Origin of the sequence: Paenibacillus sp. FSL H8-0104 (assembly GCF_038050215.1) — a bacterium.
Lineage (GTDB): Bacteria > Bacillota > Bacilli > Paenibacillales > Paenibacillaceae > Paenibacillus > Paenibacillus amylolyticus.
Window position 1 is genome coordinate 3472333 of record NZ_JBBOTC010000001.1, and the last position, 18768, is coordinate 3491100.

Consider the following 18768-nt stretch of genomic DNA (forward strand, 5'->3'; position numbering starts at 1 on the left):
CCCCTGAGTTCTCTTTTTCTCATTGATAACCATTATCAATTACAACGTAATTATAGGTGCCTTTTCAGCGGCTTACAATGAAAAAAACGCAGTGAATTTATTTGTACAAATGTCAATGCGTGCATCTATTTGTTCGTTGCTTTGTTTTCAATCCGCAGGTGTGTTGTCATCGGAGTATGCGTGATCAAAAACAGCTTGCTGTATAAGGAATTAATAACCTATGGATAATAATGACATTGACAACTGCAGGTTTTTCCAAAATAATAGTATGTAATTGAATACTGGTACCTTTAATTCAGTCCAGAGAGGCTGGCAAGGGCAGCGGATTTCATAATCACGCGAGAATCAGGGCTTATCCCGTCATGGGATGCTCTGTGTCTTCGCGCGGATTATGATGCAAAAAGAGGCTACTTGTCAGTGTATAACTTGACGAGTAGCCTCTTTTTTCTGCTTTTTTTGGTATCAGATACACTTTACGTTGGGGGTATTCTGATGAGCAAACAAGATCAAGAGTTTTCATGGCAAGCTGTGCCGAAATCGCAAAGAAACCACTTTTGGAAGACGTTATCCGTCATGCTCGGTTTCACATTTTTCTCAGCAAGCATGCTGGCAGGAGGCACGTTGGGAGTAAGCTTGACGTTCATGGAGTTCATTGGCATCGTGCTTGCGGGTAATCTGGTGCTCGGTATCTACACAGGGGCACTGGCACATATCGCTGCCAAAACGGGCCTGTCGACACATTTGCTCGCTAAATATGCGTTCGGTGCGAAAGGGTCGTATCTGCCTTCATTCCTGCTAGGCTTCACACAGGTCGGATGGTTCGGAGTAGGCGTAGCCATGTTCGCGATTCCAGTCGCCAAAGCCATGGACTGGAACGTGTACCTGTTGATTATCGTGTTCGGACTTGCCATGACAGCATCAGCTATCTTTGGTATGAAGTCACTCGTCATTCTCGGATATATCGCGGTTCCTGCGATTGCGATTCTCGGTGGTTACTCCATGTTCGAAGGTGCAGGTTCGCTGGGAGGTCTGCAAGGGTTGCTAGAATACACGCCAACACAGTCGCTTACCGCGGCGGCGGCATTAACGATCTGTATTGGATCATTCATAAGCGGCGGAACGCTGACACCCGATTTTGCCCGGTTTTCCCGAACATCGAAACAGGCAGTTACCGCAACAGTGATTGCATTCTTCCTGGGTAACTCACTCATGTTTCTGTTCGGTGCAGTTGGTGCGATGGCTTATAACCTGGCTGATATCTCGGAGGTCATGTTCCTGCAAGGATTGATCATCCCGGCAATTATCGTTCTGGGCCTGAATATCTGGACGACCAATGATAATGCACTGTACGCTTCGGGTCTTGGTTTTGCGAACATCACCAAAATCTCAAAGAAATTCTTCGTCGTCGTAAACGGTATCGTGGGTACCGTATTCGCCATGTGGATGTACAACAACTTCGTCAGCTTCCTAAACGTACTGGGCGCTGCGGTACCATCGATCGGGGCTATTATTATCGCAGATTACTTCATTGTGAAACGTAGAAACTATAAGCCATTTGCCGACATGTCATTCAAAAATGTAAACTGGGTAGCGATGGTGGCTTGGGCCATCGGCGTTGCATTCGCTCAACTGGCTCCTGGCGTAACACCATTGAACGCACTGCTTGGTACAGCAGTGGCCTATATCGTCTTGATGCTGATTGTTCCTGCGAAAGAAACCAAAGAAATGGGGAAAATAAATGATTATACAGAACGCAAAATTGCGGGGTAAAGAAGGACTATGGAATATCGTTGTGAAAGACGGAAAGTTTGAACGAATTACACAATCGCTGGAAGTGACCGAGAATGAAGAGATCCTGGATGTTAACGGATCGCTTGTGCTGCCACCGTTTATTGAGCCGCATATTCATCTCGATACAACGCTCACTGCAGGCGAGCCGGAATGGAATCTAAGCGGAACGCTGTTCGAAGGCATCCAACGCTGGTCAGAGCGCAAGGCTTTCTTGACACATGAAGATGTCAAAACACGTTCCAAAACGGCACTGAAATGGCAATTGGCACAAGGTATCCAGCATGTACGGACCCATGTGGACGTTACCGATCCAAGCTTGATTGCTGTTAAAGCGATGCTTGAAGTAAAAGAAGAAATGGCTCCATATATGGACATTCAGCTTGTTGCTTTCCCACAGGAAGGCATTCACTCTTATCCAAACGGGGCAGAATTGCTGGAAGAGTCACTGAAAATGGGCGTTGACGTGGTCGGCGGCATTCCACACTTCGAATTCACACGGGAATACGGCGTTGATTCAATGAAAGTTGCGTTTGATCTGGCCGAAAAATACGACCGTCTGATCGATATCCATTGCGATGAAATCGATGACGAGCAATCCCGTTTTGTTGAAGTCGTTGCCAAGGAAGCTTACGAACGTGGACTGGGTTCACGAACAACGGCAAGCCACACAACAGCGATGGGGTCATATAATGACGCTTATACGTACAAATTGTTCCGTTTGCTGAAGATGGCTGATCTGAACTTTGTCTCCAATCCGTTGGTTAATATTCACCTGCAAGGACGCTTCGACACGTATCCAAAAAGAAGAGGGCTGACGCGTGTCAAAGAGTTGCAGGAAGCAGGTCTGAATGTGTGCTTTGGTCACGATGACATCTTCGATCCTTGGTATCCGCTCGGTACAGGCAACATGCTGCAAGTACTGCACATGGGGATTCATGCTTCACAGTTGCTTGGTTACGACCAGATCGTGAATTCGATCGACCTCATTACGAAAAACAGCGCAAGAACGTTACACATTGAGGATGTATACGGTATTGAAGAAGGTAAACCTGCTAACTTCATCGTACTTGAAGCAGAGAACGAATATGAGGCTGTTCGCAAACAAGCCGGCGTACTTTATTCCTACAGAGGCGGCCGTAAAATTGCGGAATCGAAGCCGCGGGACACGTCCATCATTTTTGAAGGCGGTACAGAAAAGGTTACTTTTAATAAATAATGAAGAAAATATACTCCCATTAAAGTCGCTATTTTAGCGGCTTTTTTTCTTTTTTACTGTCTACATACAATAAGAACCAAACATTCAGCTTGCCTTAAGTGCTTCACTAGAAGCCTGCTTCCCGCCTTTTTTACGAACAAAACTAATGATCAGCAGTAGCAGGGGTAACAAGCCAAACAAAAAAATGGACATATTGCCAAGAAAATCACCCAAAGCTAATGTTTCCTCCAGGTTTTTGGGCAAGTAAGCAATTACATATAAGACTGGCAACATCGCGAATTGTATGCTCGTAATATTTTTGAGACGAAACAAATCTCGGATCCCGATTGCCGCAAAATAGTGTTTAAAAGCATAGGTTGCAAAGATCTGCATCAGCCAAAACACAATGAAAAGCGATTCATATCGCTCAAAAAGAAACCCCTCAATTTCAAAACTTCGAACCATGTCGAACGTTGGCCACATTCGTGTTTGAATTCCTGGCAAAGATAAGTTTCCTACAACGGTAACAATCGTGACCAAATATATGATCGTACAACTAAGTATGCTGTATATAGCAGCTTTATAGCTTGCTTTCACGTCTACCATGTAAGCTGTGATGATGAGTAAAACTTCATATCCAGAATAGGAGAGACACGAAGGTTTAAGCCCTTTCAACACAGGCATGAATCCATCGCCCAGGAGTGGTCTGAGGTTATTAATTTCAAACATCTTGCTGCTTAAAAGGAAAACCAGGGCTAACAACACAAGCGTAACGGGCAACACGATTGAAAAGACCCGGATGATGACCTTAAGACCACCCGTTAACATATAAATACCAATCCACAAACTGACCATAATGGTGACCCAAGTAGGCGTGCGCTCAAGGATGTACATACTTGTAATTTCGGCCATGACTCTAACTTCGAATGAACAAAGAACAACAAAATACACGATAATTAAAAGTCCCAATAGATAAGCAATCCACTGACCTGTGATTTCGGGTATAAATTCGAATACCGTTTTACCGGGGAATCTACGACACAACGTTACAAGGAGGATGCTGATTGTGGTTACAATTAATCCTGATAAAATGACAGAAATCCAAACATCTGGTGTCCCTACTGCTTTACTAATTGTGCGAGGGAGTGTTAGAATTCCAGCTCCGAGTATTGAATTGATAACTACAATAATGACCTCGGAGGTATTAATATTAGATGTGGATTGCTTCATTTGGCCTTCGCTCCAAACCGGAGAATATATTTCTAGGTAGTATCGCCCAACGCAGTTGTTTTATGTAAAATAAGTTGTACTGATATAATGTAGAGATATCCAATAATGAACTGAAGATGAGGATGCAGGTTATGCCAAAGAACGATAATATGTTAGCCATTCTATGGATGCTGAATTCAGGCACCAAAGTAACTGCAAAACAGATGTCCGAAAAGTTAGAAATCAATATAAGAACCGTATATCGATATATTGATGCATTATGTGCCAGTGGAGTACCGATCATTTCCGATACAGGTCACAACGGCGGGTATAGCTTGCTGAATCAGCATATCAAAGCACCTCTGTTATTTGATATCGATGAAAAAAAGGCACTTCTCCAAGCTGCTGTGTTTGCAAAAGAAGCTGGATATCCTTTGAGTGAGGCATTGGACAATGCAACATCCAAATTGAAAATGTATACAAATCAGGATCAGGAAAACACACTTCGCCGTCATTTAGCCGGGTTTAACGTTATCAATCGCATGGGAGATCCATCCGTTCAGCCGATCTTGGCGGAATTGGAGCAAGCCGTGGCTAATGATTGCTCTGTCGAAATTGATTATCGCAGAAGCCGCGATGAACAACCCAAGAATAGAGTAATAGACCCGTATGGAATGGTTTACTGGAATAATAAATGGTATACCATTGCGTTTTGCCACTTGAGGAATGAATTCCGCAGTTTTCGAGCAGATCGTATTCTGCGAATCAAGCATACTCCGCTCCGCTTTAATCGTTCGGAAGCCTTTTCAGCCCGTGAATTTTTTCTGCAAAATTTATTACCTGATGTAGGGGGCAAAGAGGGGTTAATCTCCTTGGTTATCGAAGGCCGATCAGAGGCATTGGATGACTTGGGGCTGCATTGGTTTATGGGACATTATCTGAAAGAGCGGACTTCTAATCAAGCCATCTTTTTATTTGATGAAAAATCAATTGATACATACGTCCCCTATTTTCTCCTATCCTATGGGAAGTCCATTCAAGTCATCGAACCACTGCGTGTGAAGGACAGACTTGTTGCTGTTGTATCCGAGTTAATAGAATACTATCAACTTTAACAGCTTCACTGACAGTAGATGTCAGTGAAGTTGTTTTATAATGATGACAATCTCGGATTACTGAGAAGGAAGGCGGAGTAGACATATGAGTGAACAGACAAAACACAAGGCAGTTTCAGGAAAATATACAAAGAAGGGTACACCTAACGGCGTTACATCGATTACCCCATTTATAACAGTGAAAGACCCTTCTGAAGCAATAGAGTTCTACAAAGTTGTTTTCAATGCAAGGGTGAAAGATATCACTGAGCATCCAGATGGAAATCGTAATAAGATTATTGTTCATGCCGAATTAGATTTTGGAAATGGTTTTTTACAGCTGGGGGCTGCAAACTCGGCATATCAATTGGCTTTGCCCCCAGATCAAGATCATGCATGTTATTCTTTAGGGATTTATGTCATTAATGTGGATGAAACCATTGCAACCGCCGTATCCAGAGGGGCGAAAGTAAGAGAAGAAATTATTAACTTTGCGTCTGGTGATCGATTCGGAAGTATACTAGACCCTTTTGGCGTACGGTGGTCTATTCTGACTCGGATTGAAGATCTATCGGAAGAAGAAAGTAGTCGAAGAGTCGCTGAGTGGGCCAAAAGCGATTTTTCCATGAACAGCTAGTTCGGAGCGCATCCTAAACATGGATGCGCTCGTTTTCTACTGTCCGTAATCCTATTCGTCTGTATCGGTCGAAGTATCCTCATTAAGCTTCTTATAATCCATTCCCATGTTTCCATCACACTAATGAAAGGAGGGAACATGTTTAAGCTAAGGAAAACACGGAAGATGTTAAAGTTAACTTGGATGACAATGTGGAAATCCCGTCACGTTTTCAGATTATGAGCATTCCTGCAACCATTTTATTCAAAGATGGTAAGCCTGTTGAGCAAGAAATCGGTATGTTGTCATCAGAGCGTTTAAAGAAACGGTTGCTGTTATTAACGTGGACACAAGATCCGCTTGGCCTCCTTTATTCTGATTTGATTGATGAATGGGTGCTCGATAAGCATTTTTGCATAAATATCACTTTTTTGAAGCCTGCCTTGGCAGTAAACGGGCCCGATTTCAGTTCTTTTTTAAGCATATAACCGAACCGCTCATATAATTTTTGTGCTGAAGGATTCGTATCGACGACCTCTAGATTGATTATAGTAATTTGCTTATTTCTTGCGACTTGCTCCAACTTAATTAATAGCAATTTACCTATGCCATGACCACGTGCTTCTTCAGATACGGCAATAGGGTCAATATGCAATACATGTTCGTGATACAAATGAAATTTCAAATAAAACGCATAAAATAAAAATCGCCAAGTCGCTACCACTGGGGAGTACACGTTCCGAAAAGCTGCATAATTGGCAGGTGTGAACGCTTTTTTTCCTAAATTGTAACCGAGAAATCCAACTACTTCTTCATTTCTTAATGCGTAAATGCCCTGTTCAAATTGAATAGACTGAGCTAATAGTTCTACTGCTTGTTTTTTCGTTTTTGCATAAAACCAAAGATGTGTTACTTTCAATGGAAAAGCTTCGTAAAATAAAGGAGCAACTTGTTCTTGTTGTTGTGCATTAAGCTGTTGTGTGATTTGAATTTGGTTCATTCATATCGCCCCAATCCTTCATTATCAATCAAGTTCACCGTCTATGGCAGACCGATGAAAACAATGTCGTCCTCCAAATAAATATCGATGCTGCATTTGCAAAGGAATATTACCCTGATTTATCCTATGTCTGGTTTACGCATGAATTTAGCCCTGGAGCATATCTAGGTTTAGAACGAGCAGAAGGAATCATTGAGGCCATATGCATGTTAATAACTCCAATTGGAACTAAGAGTGAGATGCCATTTTTAACGTTAAAGAATACAGTCGAACAGTTATTGGACCTGCTTATTATGAATTTTGATGCGAAAAGAATGTTCGAAGGGAACCCAACCAAGCTACAACGAATAGGAAGAATATATGATTACTTATTCAATAATAGGGGTTTTATTAACAAGGCATCTTTGAATGATATCGCCAAGCACACAGAGGAATATTTGAATTTGGATTATTTATCATCACAATTCAAGTTATTAATAGGAGATACGCTGCAAAACTTGCTTCATTACTTGCGCATTGAGCACGCAATCAAACAATTATTGACGACAGATCGAAGTCTGGTAGAAATATCAATTGAGAGTGGTTTTTCTTCACCTAGATATTTTTATCAACGATTTAATAAGATTTTCCCGGAAGGACCGAAAGCATTTCGTGAACAACATAAAAAGAAACAGGAGATGAAAGATCACTGTAGGGAAATCATCGATCCAGCATTAGTTTTTGCAAGACATCGTAGATTATTTGAAATTCCTGAGACGGTAAACAGCGAACTAAATAAATGGATTCACATCGATATATTTGGACATGATGAACAAAATTCAACTTCTCCATATTTGATCAAGCTATCTGAATTAGTAAAAGGTGATTCACATGCGTATCTTAAGAAGATCCTTCAGGAAAATAACGTAAGCCCCAACAACATTTTTCGATTTGAAGAAACGTTGGATAATGCAAACCGTGACGATTTTCAAGTTTTGACATGGCTGCTCAACCAATTCAGGGAAAACGATATCTTGCCTGTATTTATCGTCAGGACTAGTAGTAACGCTATTCTAGAACAGATAACCACCATACAAGGACTACTTCAAAACTATACGCTCACTTATGGCGCAGAATATATGAAGGGATGGAGAATTGAACTTCAATAATACGAAGGTACAAGAGAATAACCACACTCATAATGTTGATAAAAAAGTTGCGAAGCTTTGCTGCTTTGGATATGATTATCTAATGTGCAATCAAAGATAACACTTATGTAATCAATTAATGATAAAAGATAGTGAGGTAAGAAAAAATGATCGCAAGAACAGAAGAAGATTTTAATGGCTTGAAGGAAATTGGCAAAATTGTAGCTTCTATTCGAGATGAATTGGTTCAAAGAACCATCCCAGGCATAACGACTAAAGAACTTGATGATTTGGCAGGAGAGCTTTTTGAGAAAGCTGGCGCAGTTTCTGCTCCAAAAAGTGAATATAATTTCCCGGGATTTACTTGTATTAGTGTTAATGAAGAAGTGGCACATGGTATTCCGGGAGATCGGGTTATTCAAGAAGGGGACCTCGTCAATATTGATGTGTCGGGCTCCAAGAACAGTTATTTTGCAGATACGGGACTCTCGTTTGTCGTAGGCGAAGGTGAAGAAGTGTTAACGAAAATATGCGACGTTGTTAAACTGGCATTTGAAGCAGGTCTTAAAAAGGCAAAACCAGGCTCCAAAAAAAGCGGAATCGGGAAAGCCGTATTCCAAACTGCTAGACAGCATGAATTAACGGTTATCAAAAACCTTACAGGACATGGTGTTGGACGTGGAATACACGAAGCACCTGACCACATCTATAATTATAATGATCCATCGGATGATGAATTGTTAAAAGAAGGTATGGTTATCGCATTCGAGCCATTTATTTCAACTTCAGAAGAAGAAGTAGTCCAAACTGGAGATGGCTGGACCTTTGTTACTAAAAACAGCTATGTAGCTCAAATAGAACATACCATTATTCTTACTAAAAATGGTCCGATTATTGTCACTCTTTAAGGTGTTCAAACTGAAAGTCGCTAAATTTAGCGACTTTTTTTGTTTTTGTTTTATTGGTACGTCAAAGTAAATCAAAATATAAACGTTCGCTTATTAATTTATGTTGAAATTATGGAAGGATTTAACGTATATTTAGATCTGATCTTTATGTTATAGACAGAGGTGATTGATTGAGCACATCAAAAAAGCGCGTTCAAGTCATTGATGGACTGCGTGGATTCAGTTTGGTCGGCATTGTGCTGGCGAATATGCTGGCTTTCCAATATGGAATGTATGGCCAGAGCAAACCCCAACTGTTCGGGATTGGCGGGGCAGATCAGGCTTTCCTCTCATTCCTGCTGATCACTGTGGTGGGAAGTTTTATGCCGATTTTTGCATTTATGTTTGGCTTTGGAATGGTTAAGCTCTCGGAAAGCCTAAAATCACGAGATTTACGACCAAAGTGTCATCTGGCACGCCGTTTTCTACTACTGTTTGGAATCGGATTACTGCACATCATCTATCTGTGGGAAGGGGATATCCTTACATTTTATGGTATACTCGGTTTCTTCTTGCTCATGTTCCTTAATCGGAAACCCAGAACGCTGCTCATATGGGCGGTACTGCTACTCGTGGGAGCGGGCATACTTGGTCTCCCGGCATCTAATCCGATGAACCCGCTGGCGATTGAGTCCATTCATATGGAGAACTACATCATTCAAAGTCAGGATGTATACGGCAACGGCACATACGCGGAAATCAGGAATTTCAGTAATAACGGCGATCCATTCGGCGGGGATTTGGAGCTGTCATTTGCCCTGATAGCCCTGATGTTAGCACCACTCATGACGGTGCCGATGTTCCTGCTCGGCATGCACGCTGCCAGAATAGGCACGTTTAGCGATCCCCAAACGATGCGAGCTATGTATCTTCGCCGGGCATCATTATTGATTCCGGTAGGTTTGATACTCAAAGCATACGGTGTATTGGCACCACAATTGGGTGCGGAAGGTTGGCTCGGAATCGGAATCGGGGGGACGCTTGGAGGAGCGATGCTTGCAGTCGGATACATATACGCATTCGCGCTGTTGTATGCTGGAAACCGCCGTTTCAGCCTGATGGGCAGGTTCGAGGCGGTCGGCCGTCTCTCGTTGACGAATTATCTGATGCAGAGCGTAATCTGTACAACAATTTTCTATGGATATGGCCTGGGACTGTTTGGAAGTGCTGGCGTGTTTATCGGAGCAATTATTGCGCTTGCTGTCTACGTTATTCAATTGTGGCTCAGTCCGCTATATCTTAAGAAATTTAGCAATGGTCCTGTCGAGTACTTGCTACGGATTTGGACATATCTGTCCTGGAAAGGGCAGCCAAGAAAGAAGAAAAGATCAAATTTAACTACGAATGAAAACGCGCCTGGTGTCCAGTAAGCATAAAGTGTTATCGTGAAACGCAAAAAGAAGCTCGTTCCACCAAAAGAAAGGGCTTCTTTTTGCCGTAACGATCATCTTCCTAATGTTTCCTGTTATAATTAGTAATTATTTATAGATTCAACATATCAACCCTAATACATAAGCTAACTAATATAGTGCGGGCAGTGGTAAGGTAATGCGAAATGAAAGATGAAGCATATACATTCAACTGTTTCCACTCAAGCTTGAAAGGATCATTATTGTGCTAAAAATAATTAATTTTCTTCTTTTCTTGCTGATCATTTGGGTAGTCATCTTTTATCCTTTTCGTTTTGCTTGGTTTGAAGGTTTGAAACAGATTCCTGCAGATCTTCATGGTGTTTATTTACTTTTCTTGTTCTTTGGATATCTGATCTGTTCATCGGCTATGGGACTTATGGTAGGCAAGATGTTTTTTAAACGAAAAGAACAGTGAGTATATGTAGGTAGGAAGTAGGGAGCTTGGAGAATGGACAAAGGTATTTTAATCAATCAATTCTTAGAACTTTTTCCTGAATTCCACGATTGTTATATAGAACATTTGGATTTATATCAAGAGTTTCTAGGACATGTGTTTTTTGGTGATGAAGTGGCTACTTATGTTGAAGGATTGCTTCGTGAAAATGATGATACAGAACAAATTGAGAAGTTTTTCAATTTTTTTGAATGGATGGCGACTCAAACGAGCCTTTATATTGTACAAGTGTTATCTATTACAATTTTGTATGATCTAGGTGGGCATACCGATATTTTGAAAAAAGCTCAATGTTATATGAAACCGCATACTAAAAGACTTTCTCAAGAAATAGAAGATCTGCACTCAGGGAAATATTTTTCATAGGATACTCTGCTGGAGATTAGGTATTCAAGAGTTTAAATCGTTGGTTTTATAATATCATTCAAAGTCGCTAAAGCAGCGGCTTTTTTTGTTTATTCATGTAATTGCCTATCTAAAAGATTGAGGGGAAAGAACTTATTTCAATGATCGATTAGATAATTTTTGCTTTGAAGGAGTTTGCTACATTACAGCCTTACGCCTGTCCTGCCCAGATTATTGACTTGGGTAGTGACTAAGCGAATCTGGAAAAGATTATGGATGCGAGACCTGATGTCATCGTAACCTTTAATGGTTCGGTCGATACCATATACTATGAGTTGATGTCGAGGGACAAGAACATTGTGTCATTTCGGATTAGATTGAAGCGTTGTTGACCACTTTCTTGAATATGCCTTGGATGATTTTATGATTCGTATATTTGTTCCTATTAGATAAGTTGATACATTTACCTGAGGATTTGAGCCCCAGCGCTAATAAATGTTCTATCGTCGTTGATATTTAACAAAAATGTGAAAGATGAAACACTTATTTTTAGTAGATATCCCAAGATTTTTTGAGTAAGGAGTTTCTATTATGCACATAATAATAAGCCAGCTATTATATTTAATAGCTGACTTTCTTTTTATTCAAAAGTGAGCTATTCCCAATTAGCTGCGTGTTTTTGAATTAGATTAATCATCTGTTTCATTGCAGGTGAAATCCACTTATCTTTGTGATATGCCAAATATGTGGATATTGTAGGGCGGTCAGACCCAACTTCTTCGCCTTGAAATTTTTTGGATTTTAATTCTTCTTTGACAGAAAAGTAAGGAACCATCGAAATGCCTAGTCCGTTTTTCACACATTGCTTAATCGCTTCGATACTTTGGAACTCTATACTGTTCATAACATCGACTTTTTTATAATTGATGTAATCCTTGAATACAGATTTGTAACTGCAGCTACGTTCCGTATATAACACAGTTCCTTTTGCATGGTTTTTCTCATGAGGGGGACTAATAAGGACCATTTTTTCTCTCACCAAACGTTCGCAGTGTAGTTCGGGAGCCCCCCATCCCTCTTTTTCTAAGGCAACAAGAAGGTCAATCTCACCATTTTGAACAGCTTGAGAGACATCTTGGTAGTCAAGTGATTTGAGCGAAAGGTTAACTTGCGGATATTTCTCACCATACTCAACCAATAAAGAAGGGATGCGACAGATCATTAAGGATTCCGAAATACCTAGTGTCAAATTTCCCGAGGGCTCATCATTTGAAGTAAGTGCTTGTGTATACAACTCAATAATTTTATGAGCATACGGCAGAAATTGATGTCCGTATTGTGTGAGCACAACTTGTTTACCTAAGCGATCAAAAATAGGCTTACCGAACTCTTCCTCCAATTCTTTAATATGTGTTGTGACAGAAGATTGAGCATAACCGAGATGTTCAGCTGCTTTCTTAAATCCTCCTTTTTCAACAATAGTTTTTAATGTAATCAAATGGCGGAGTTCCATAGATACCCTCCTAAAGTGAGTTCATTTTTAATGAACTAAAGATTCAATAACATCAATTTTACTGTTCATTTCATTCATTTTATAATGTTCATATTCTGAAAGATATATAAACATAATTGTTAAAGGTGGATGGTTAAATTGGTACAAAAAAATAAATTGTTTGAACCTGTCAACGTTGGTTATAACTTTCTAAAAAATCGTGTAGGAGTAGCTCCAATGACTCGTACGAGTGCTACTCCGGAAGGTCTTGCCACGGAGCAGATGGCTGAATATTATGCGTCTTTTGCTCGTGGAGGTTTTGGATTTGTCATTACAGAAGGAACATACACAGATCAATTATACAGTCAATGTTACTTTAACCAACCTGGCTTGATAAATGAAGAACAAGCTATTGCTTGGAAAAAAGTCGTGGATACTGTACATGAAGCGGATGCTGCAATTATAGTTCAGCTTGAGCATGCAGGAGCACTTTCTCAAGGAAATCGCTTCAGTTCCCATAACCTAGCTCCTTCAAAAGTGCAACCTAAAGGAGATCCTTTGGCGTTCTATGGTGGAGTTGATAAATTTCCTACTCCGATAGCTGCAACAAAGCAAGATATCGAACAAGTGATTCAGGGATTTGTGGAATCAGCAATCCGGGCAAAAGCAGTAGGGTTTGATGGTGTTGAAATTCATGGAGCCAATGGTTACTTGCTTGATCAATTCTTGACCGACTACACTAATGAACGATCAGATGAGTATGGCGGTTCGACCGAAAATCGGGTACGGCTTTTAATTGAAGTTTCATCTGCAGTCCGTAAAGCCGTTGGACCGAATTTTACAGTAGGTATTCGAATTTCTCAAGCCAAAGTCAATGACTATATCCATAAATGGGGTGGAGGTGAAGCAGATGCTAAAGTCATTTTCGGTGGATTAGGGCAAACCGGGCTTGATTACATTCATGTGACTGAATATAAGGCATGGAAGCCTGCTTTCGAAGAGAATGGGCCTTCATTGGTACAACTAGCTAAAAGATTTTCAGGTAAAATTGTCATTGCCAACGGCCAACTTGAAGATCCATTAAAAGCATCTGAAATCATCACTGATGATAAGGCTGATCTCGTGACACTAGGAAAGGGGGCTCTAGCTAACCACGATTGGGTTACTAAAGTTAAAGAAGGTAAGCTACTAGCTGAGATGAGAGAGGATAAGATACTGCGACCAGATGCAACGATCAAGAATTTTGAAATCCTTTAATGGGAACAGACAAAAGTATTTTACTCAATTATTTCAAACTGAGGATGTCATACTATCTGTGTAGAGCTCTCAATCAGTGGTATGCATTCTCGACACCAAATAAATGGCTTTCAGAACTTATTGAGCAATAATAGTATTGCCATAGGTCGTTTTAAACGGATGACCTGTGGCAATTAAGGTAGAAAACAGACATTCAATTAGTGGGTTGCAATTATATACTAATTAATATTGGGAAATATCCATTTCAAAGTGATTTTAACGTTCTTATTCAGATAACAACGAAAGATGCCTGAACCTTTGATACCGCCTGTGGAATTCATCTATAAGTTACACACTATCTTTTTGGAAAGTACCTATCATAAAAGTGCGTACTATTCATAATATGTGACTCATGTATACTAAATTGTACCTCGATGTAAAGGAGAAAAGATCATGAAAAGCAAAGAAAATTCGACAACGTTGCGTATGTTAATGCCTCAATGGCAAGGGGGAGATAATCCTAATTACTCCTTTGGAGCTGAGCTTCTTGAATGGCTAGCTCCAGAGAATAACAAGCATATAACCGTTAAAGTACCTGTTTCAATGAGCGATGATACCCCCTTGGAAAAAGAGGAAGGTATTATAGGTGATATTGTGGGAAAAGAGCAATTATTAAATCAACTTGATGCGGCAAATCATTTAATCAAAGCATATCAACCAGACCGAATTGTCATGTTTGGAGGAGACTGTTTAGTGGAGCAAGCCCCATTCGCTTATTTAAACGAACGTTACAGTGGTGAGTTGGGATTACTTTGGATTGATGCGCATCCTGATATAACAACACCAAAAGAATACTACAATGGTCATACTTATGTATTGGGTAATCTATTAGGTGAGGGAGCTCCTGAATTCGCTGCTAAAGTAGATAAGCCTTTTCGTCCAGAGAACGTAATGATCGCGGGAATAGATCAACCGACTGGCCAAGAATCGGAACTAATTTCAAGATTATCAATTAAATCAGCGTCCAGTTCTCAATTAAAAGAAAGTAGCAAAACTGTGCTGGATTGGATCGAAACGAATAGGATTAAATATTTGGTGATTCATTTGGATCTGGACGTTCTTGACCCGAAAATTTTCAGATCATTGCTCTTTGCAAATCCGTTATCAGACTTAGAGATTGATTTTCCTATGGGCAAAATGCAACTTTTTGAGGTAGCAAAATTGATCAATGAAGTTAGTGATGTCACTGATGTAGTTGGTCTCGGGATAACCGAACATCTTCCATGGGATGCAATAAACTTAAAACAACTACTTCAGAAAATGCCTATCCTTAACGATTAAGATACTAATGCTTCAAAAGTATGCGCTTAATGAAAGGGACCATCGATATTAAGGAACAGAAGCACTTTCTTCATATAGTTAGTCTCCTTAGTAGCATTCATAAGAACTACATCTGTATTAGATAGGAGAACAAACAAGTGACTGATAATAAAACTGTTAAAACGTTACGCATGCTAATGCCCCAGTGGCAGGGAGGAAACAAACCAAGTTATATTCTTGGAGCTGAGCTCCTAGCATGGTTAGCTCCAGAAAACAATAATCATACGACAGTTAAAGTACCTGTATCCTATAGTGAAGATATGACTCTCCACACAGAGGAAGGTATTTTAGGAGGAATCGTAGGTAAGAACCAATTGTTGAATCAACTGGATGCAGCAACTCATTTAATTGAAGCTTATAAACCCGATCGAATTGTTATGTTTGGCGGGGATTGTTTGGTTGAACAAGCGCCATTCGCCTATTTAAATGAGCGTTATAATAGTGAAGTTGGACTATTATGGATCGATGCACATCCTGACGTGGCAACCCCAGAGGTGACGCCCAACGGGCATGCTCATATATTAGGAAATCTGTTAGGTGAGGGAGCGCCAGAATTTTCTCAAAAGGTTAAAAAGCCTTTCTTACCGAAGAACGTTATGTTAGCGGGACTTGTTCAAACAACTGAACATGAATCGGAACTTATTTCTAGGTTATCTATTAGTTCAGCAACTAGCGCCGAATTAAAGGATAATAATAAACCAATATTGGACTGGATTTCAGAAAATCAAATCAAATACGTAGTAATTCATTTGGATTTGGATGTACTTGATCCGAAGATTTTCAGGTCATTGTCATTTGCTAAGCCGCTGTCTGACAAAATTCATACTCGTATGGGTACGATGCAACTTACAGAGCTGATACCTTTAATACAAGAAGTTAGCTTGTTAACTACGGTTGTTGGACTAGGTATCACAGAACATCTTCCATGGGATGCTATAAACTTAAAAAATTTACTTAAGGATATGCCAATTTTCAAAAACTAAAAGAGAGTTTTTGAAAATTGGTAGATGTACTGATGATTATATATACTTGAGTAATTTTAGCTAATCGCTCATATAGATTAGAAATGTAAAAATCACAACAAAACTGCTTCGTCTTCATGAAACAAGGCGTTTGGTATTATCTAGTTAAGCGTGGAGTCAGAGATGCCTACTGGTCCAAGAGTTTCATCCGACATCGTGATTGGCAAACCGAAAACTTCCATGGGAATTTACAATTGTAGCTGATAAATAAACGGAAAGTGCTATCCAGAGAAAAACCACTCCTTTGCCGGAGTGGCTTCTTTGGATCATACGGAATAAGTGAATTAGTAGACAGTTATATAACCCGAAAATAGTTCGATTACCAACAGGTAATCCATCTCCAATCGTTAGACTACCGCCGACATTAGATAATCGCCTTGCTTCACTTCCTGCTCGGTAGTTTTTAACACGTCCAAGTAGTTGGCAGAGTTGGTAACGATGACTGAGGTGGCAGTGATGTAACCCGCTGTCCGGATTTGCTCCGCGTCAAACTCTACAAGCAGTTGCCCGCAAGAAACCCGATCGCCCTCTTTAACTTTTTTCTCAAAAAATTGTCCTTTTAGCTTTACCGTATTCACTCCAATATGGATCAGAAGCTCCATGCCACTGTCCGTGGTCAGACCGAGCGCATGACTGGTAGGGAATACGGTGGTTACGACACCATTGATTGGCGATACCAAAATTCCATCAGTGGGTTCAATGACAAGCCCTTGTCCCATGGCACCTGAAGAGAAGGCGGGATCAGGCAAATCTTCAAGTAGCTGAACACTGCCTTTCAGCGGACTCACAATGATTTCCTTGTTCAACCGCGATTCGTTTTGTTCAATCGCTTGTTTTTCCTGTCCAGAAGTTTCAGTCTGCGGCTCCTCAACAGTAGCCTCAAGATCTTTGAATCCAAGCAGCAACGTGAGTAGAAAAGCCAGGACAAAAGATACGGAAACACCGATCACAACCGAGGCGAACCCCGTTGTTACGTAAGTAGGAAAAGCGAGCAGGCTGGGAAGTGAGTAAGCGACTGCCCGACCACCCCCGACTCCGATAATTGCGCCCCCGATCGCTGCGGAAATACATGCGTAAATGAACGGTTTTTTCAATCGTAAAGTAACCCCGTAAATGCCTGGTTCCGTAATTCCGAAAATTGCAGTAATCGTAGCAGATCCGGAAAGGGTTTTAAGCTGTGAATTGCGGGTTTTCAGCATAACGGCGAGCAAAGCACCGGCTTGAGCCAGCACGGCTGCGGTCAACATCGGCCGCATTAAGTCATAGCCTATTGTCGCCAGATTATTAAGTGTAATTGGAAGAAAAGCCCAGTGAAGTCCAAAGATAACAATGACCTGCCAGAAACCACCAGTGACTGCTCCTGCCAACATTGGGCTGAATTGCATGAGTGAGGTAAAACCGCTAGCTAACCCCTGACTAACACTGTTGCCGATCGGTCCAAAAGCAAGAATGGTAAGCGGGACGACAATTAGAAGCGATAGCATCGGCACAAGAATATTGCGGATAGACTGGTGAATAATCGAGTTGAACCATTTTTCTATATGAGATTGAACCCACACCGCCAGAAGGATTGGAAACACGGTGGAAGTGTACATGACAAGCACAATGGGGATGCCTAAGAAATCATAAGTTTGACCGCTATTAAACGCAGCGGAAATGGTCGGAAAGACCAGGGCTCCTGCAATAGCCAAGGATACGTTCATATTAGCTTTGAATTTCCTTGCGGCAGTAACTGCCAAAAATATGGGCAAAAAGGTGAATACACTGCTTGATGCCGCGTTTAAAATTAGATAAGTTCCTGAGGTGTCATCTAGCCAGCCGAGCGCCACAGACAAAACAACCAGACCTTTGAGCAATCCAGCTCCAGCTAGCGCACTGAGCAACGGGGAAAAAACACTGGAAATAAGATCTACGGTTTTTCCGAATATTCCTGTTTTTTCTGCATTCTCTTTAGTATCCGTTTTGCTGCCGCCATCTTGAAGGTTGGTGTGCTCCATGATTCCTTCATAAACTTTGGACACGTTATTGCCGATGACGACTTGAAATTGACCGCCGCTTTTCACAACGGTGATGACTCCGGCTGTATTTTTCAACGCCTGTTCATTCGCTTTTGTATGATCTTTCAGGGTGAATCTAAGCCTGGTTGCACAGTGATATACATCATTCACATTAGATTCACCGCCAACAAGTTCAATAACACGTATGGACAGTTCTTTGTCTTTATTACTCATAGCATATTGCCTCCTTCATGATGGGTAATTGATCTCAGGTTGTGAGCTGTTCGTTCCTGATGTGCCGGCTTCTATCGTTTCACTTCCAAAAGCAGCAAAACCTGAACTCGTGGCAAAATAAAAAGAAAAATCATTTTGCCATCAGTCCAGGTTTTGCCTGCTTTACCAGTCACAATCCTTTATCCTAATGTGTTGTATATGAAGTTTTAGCTTGAAA

General features: G+C 40.9%; 16 protein-coding genes. 12 read left to right on the plus strand and 4 right to left on the minus strand.

The genetic code is table 11. The features are described from left to right. Nucleotides 1-492 precede the first annotated feature (492 nt). The gene (gene codB, locus NST38_RS15490; protein ID WP_076253095.1) at nt 493-1770 is read left to right on the plus strand and encodes a cytosine permease; all 1278 of its coding nucleotides are present in this window, start codon (nt 493-495) and stop codon (nt 1768-1770) included. Next, complete coding sequence (locus NST38_RS15495) at nt 1739-3007, plus strand: cytosine deaminase (RefSeq protein WP_076253096.1); 1269 nt, start codon at nt 1739-1741, stop codon at nt 3005-3007. The genes codB and NST38_RS15495 overlap by 32 nt, the downstream gene beginning before the upstream one ends. 84 nt (nt 3008-3091) lie before the next feature. Here NST38_RS15495 and NST38_RS15500 read toward each other — a convergent pair whose 3' ends face one another. Continuing rightward, the gene (locus NST38_RS15500) at nt 3092-4216 is read right to left on the minus strand and encodes a GerAB/ArcD/ProY family transporter (RefSeq protein ID WP_076253097.1); all 1125 of its coding nucleotides are present in this window, start codon (nt 4214-4216) and stop codon (nt 3092-3094) included. Between the two features lie 131 nt (nt 4217-4347). On the opposite strand from NST38_RS15500, the gene NST38_RS15505 reads away from it, so the two are divergent. The 3 genes from NST38_RS15505 to NST38_RS31650 all read left to right on the plus strand — a co-directional run bounded on the left by NST38_RS15505 (nt 4348) and on the right by NST38_RS31650 (nt 6393). Continuing rightward, entirely contained in the window at nt 4348-5310 is a 963-nt protein-coding gene (locus NST38_RS15505; protein WP_076253098.1) for a helix-turn-helix transcriptional regulator, read from the plus strand. 85 nt (nt 5311-5395) lie between these two features. Then, nucleotides 5396-5926, plus strand: a complete 531-nt coding sequence (locus NST38_RS15510) for a VOC family protein (protein WP_076253099.1) — start codon at nt 5396-5398, stop codon at nt 5924-5926. A gap of 179 nt (nt 5927-6105) precedes the next feature. Then, nucleotides 6106-6393: a thioredoxin family protein gene (locus NST38_RS31650; RefSeq protein ID WP_143781282.1), complete on the plus strand. Its 288-nt coding sequence runs from the start codon at nt 6106-6108 to the stop codon at nt 6391-6393. Here the strand turns inward: NST38_RS31650 and NST38_RS15515 are convergent. Beyond that, complete coding sequence (locus NST38_RS15515; protein ID WP_076253100.1) at nt 6276-6905, minus strand: GNAT family N-acetyltransferase; 630 nt, start codon at nt 6903-6905, stop codon at nt 6276-6278. The genes NST38_RS31650 and NST38_RS15515 overlap by 118 nt on opposite strands. A gap of 206 nt (nt 6906-7111) precedes the next feature. Between NST38_RS15515 and NST38_RS15520 the strand changes: the two genes are divergently transcribed. The 4 genes from NST38_RS15520 (at nt 7112) to NST38_RS15535 (ending at nt 11211) form a co-directional block, all read left to right on the plus strand. Next, nucleotides 7112-8053 (plus strand): helix-turn-helix transcriptional regulator, encoded by a 942-nt coding sequence (locus NST38_RS15520; RefSeq protein ID WP_076253101.1) that lies wholly within the window; start codon nt 7112-7114, stop codon nt 8051-8053. 146 nt (nt 8054-8199) lie between these two features. After that, entirely contained in the window at nt 8200-8940 is a 741-nt protein-coding gene (gene map, locus NST38_RS15525; protein WP_036671233.1) for a type I methionyl aminopeptidase, read from the plus strand. 170 nt (nt 8941-9110) lie between these two features. Next, entirely contained in the window at nt 9111-10349 is a 1239-nt protein-coding gene (locus NST38_RS15530; RefSeq protein ID WP_076253102.1) for a DUF418 domain-containing protein, read from the plus strand. Nucleotides 10350-10839: 490 nt separating this feature from the next. Further along, nucleotides 10840-11211, plus strand: coding sequence for a DUF7674 family protein (locus NST38_RS15535; RefSeq protein ID WP_076253103.1), 372 nt, complete (start codon nt 10840-10842; stop codon nt 11209-11211). Between the two features lie 634 nt (nt 11212-11845). On the opposite strand, the gene NST38_RS15540 is transcribed toward NST38_RS15535, so the two are convergent. Beyond that, on the minus strand, nt 11846-12703 hold the full coding sequence (locus NST38_RS15540) for a LysR family transcriptional regulator (protein WP_036615694.1): 858 nt from the start codon (nt 12701-12703) through the stop codon (nt 11846-11848). Between the two features lie 129 nt (nt 12704-12832). On the opposite strand from NST38_RS15540, the gene NST38_RS15545 reads away from it, so the two are divergent. The 3 genes from NST38_RS15545 (at nt 12833) to NST38_RS15555 (ending at nt 16281) form a co-directional block, all read left to right on the plus strand. Then, nucleotides 12833-13939: an NADH:flavin oxidoreductase gene (locus tag NST38_RS15545; protein WP_076253104.1), complete on the plus strand. Its 1107-nt coding sequence runs from the start codon at nt 12833-12835 to the stop codon at nt 13937-13939. Nucleotides 13940-14371: 432 nt separating this feature from the next. After that, nucleotides 14372-15259, plus strand: coding sequence for an arginase family protein (locus tag NST38_RS15550; protein WP_036671243.1), 888 nt, complete (start codon nt 14372-14374; stop codon nt 15257-15259). Nucleotides 15260-15429: 170 nt separating this feature from the next. After that, nucleotides 15430-16281: an arginase family protein gene (locus NST38_RS15555; protein WP_076253213.1), complete on the plus strand. Its 852-nt coding sequence runs from the start codon at nt 15430-15432 to the stop codon at nt 16279-16281. 386 nt (nt 16282-16667) lie between these two features. On the opposite strand, the gene NST38_RS15560 is transcribed toward NST38_RS15555, so the two are convergent. After that, nucleotides 16668-18551 carry a beta-glucoside-specific PTS transporter subunit IIABC gene (locus NST38_RS15560; protein WP_076253105.1) on the minus strand — a complete coding sequence of 628 codons (1884 nt, stop codon included), beginning with the start codon at nt 18549-18551 and terminating at the stop codon, nt 16668-16670. Nucleotides 18552-18768: the final 217 nt, after the last annotated feature.

Bases quoted from the DNA above. Each gene is read 5' to 3' on its own strand.
- NST38_RS15500 (WP_076253097.1), bottom strand. From the start codon at position 4,216: ATGAAGCAATCCACATCTAATATTAATACCTCCGAGGTCATTATTGTA.
- NST38_RS15535 (WP_076253103.1), top strand. From the start codon at position 10,840: ATGGACAAAGGTATTTTAATCAATCAATTCTTAGAACTTTTTCCTGAA.
- NST38_RS15510 (WP_076253099.1), top strand. From the start codon at position 5,396: ATGAGTGAACAGACAAAACACAAGGCAGTTTCAGGAAAATATACAAAG.
- NST38_RS15555 (WP_076253213.1), top strand. From the start codon at position 15,430: ATGCTAATGCCCCAGTGGCAGGGAGGAAACAAACCAAGTTATATTCTT.
- NST38_RS15550 (WP_036671243.1), top strand. From the start codon at position 14,372: ATGAAAAGCAAAGAAAATTCGACAACGTTGCGTATGTTAATGCCTCAA.
- NST38_RS15545 (WP_076253104.1), top strand. From the start codon at position 12,833: ATGGTTAAATTGGTACAAAAAAATAAATTGTTTGAACCTGTCAACGTT.
- map (WP_036671233.1), top strand. From the start codon at position 8,200: ATGATCGCAAGAACAGAAGAAGATTTTAATGGCTTGAAGGAAATTGGC.
- NST38_RS15505 (WP_076253098.1), top strand. From the start codon at position 4,348: ATGCCAAAGAACGATAATATGTTAGCCATTCTATGGATGCTGAATTCA.
- NST38_RS15495 (WP_076253096.1), top strand. From the start codon at position 1,739: ATGATTATACAGAACGCAAAATTGCGGGGTAAAGAAGGACTATGGAAT.
- NST38_RS15540 (WP_036615694.1), bottom strand. From the start codon at position 12,703: ATGGAACTCCGCCATTTGATTACATTAAAAACTATTGTTGAAAAAGGA.
- NST38_RS15520 (WP_076253101.1), top strand. From the start codon at position 7,112: ATGTTAATAACTCCAATTGGAACTAAGAGTGAGATGCCATTTTTAACG.
- NST38_RS15560 (WP_076253105.1), bottom strand. From the start codon at position 18,551: ATGAGTAATAAAGACAAAGAACTGTCCATACGTGTTATTGAACTTGTT.
- codB (WP_076253095.1), top strand. From the start codon at position 493: ATGAGCAAACAAGATCAAGAGTTTTCATGGCAAGCTGTGCCGAAATCG.
- NST38_RS15515 (WP_076253100.1), bottom strand. From the start codon at position 6,905: ATGAACCAAATTCAAATCACACAACAGCTTAATGCACAACAACAAGAA.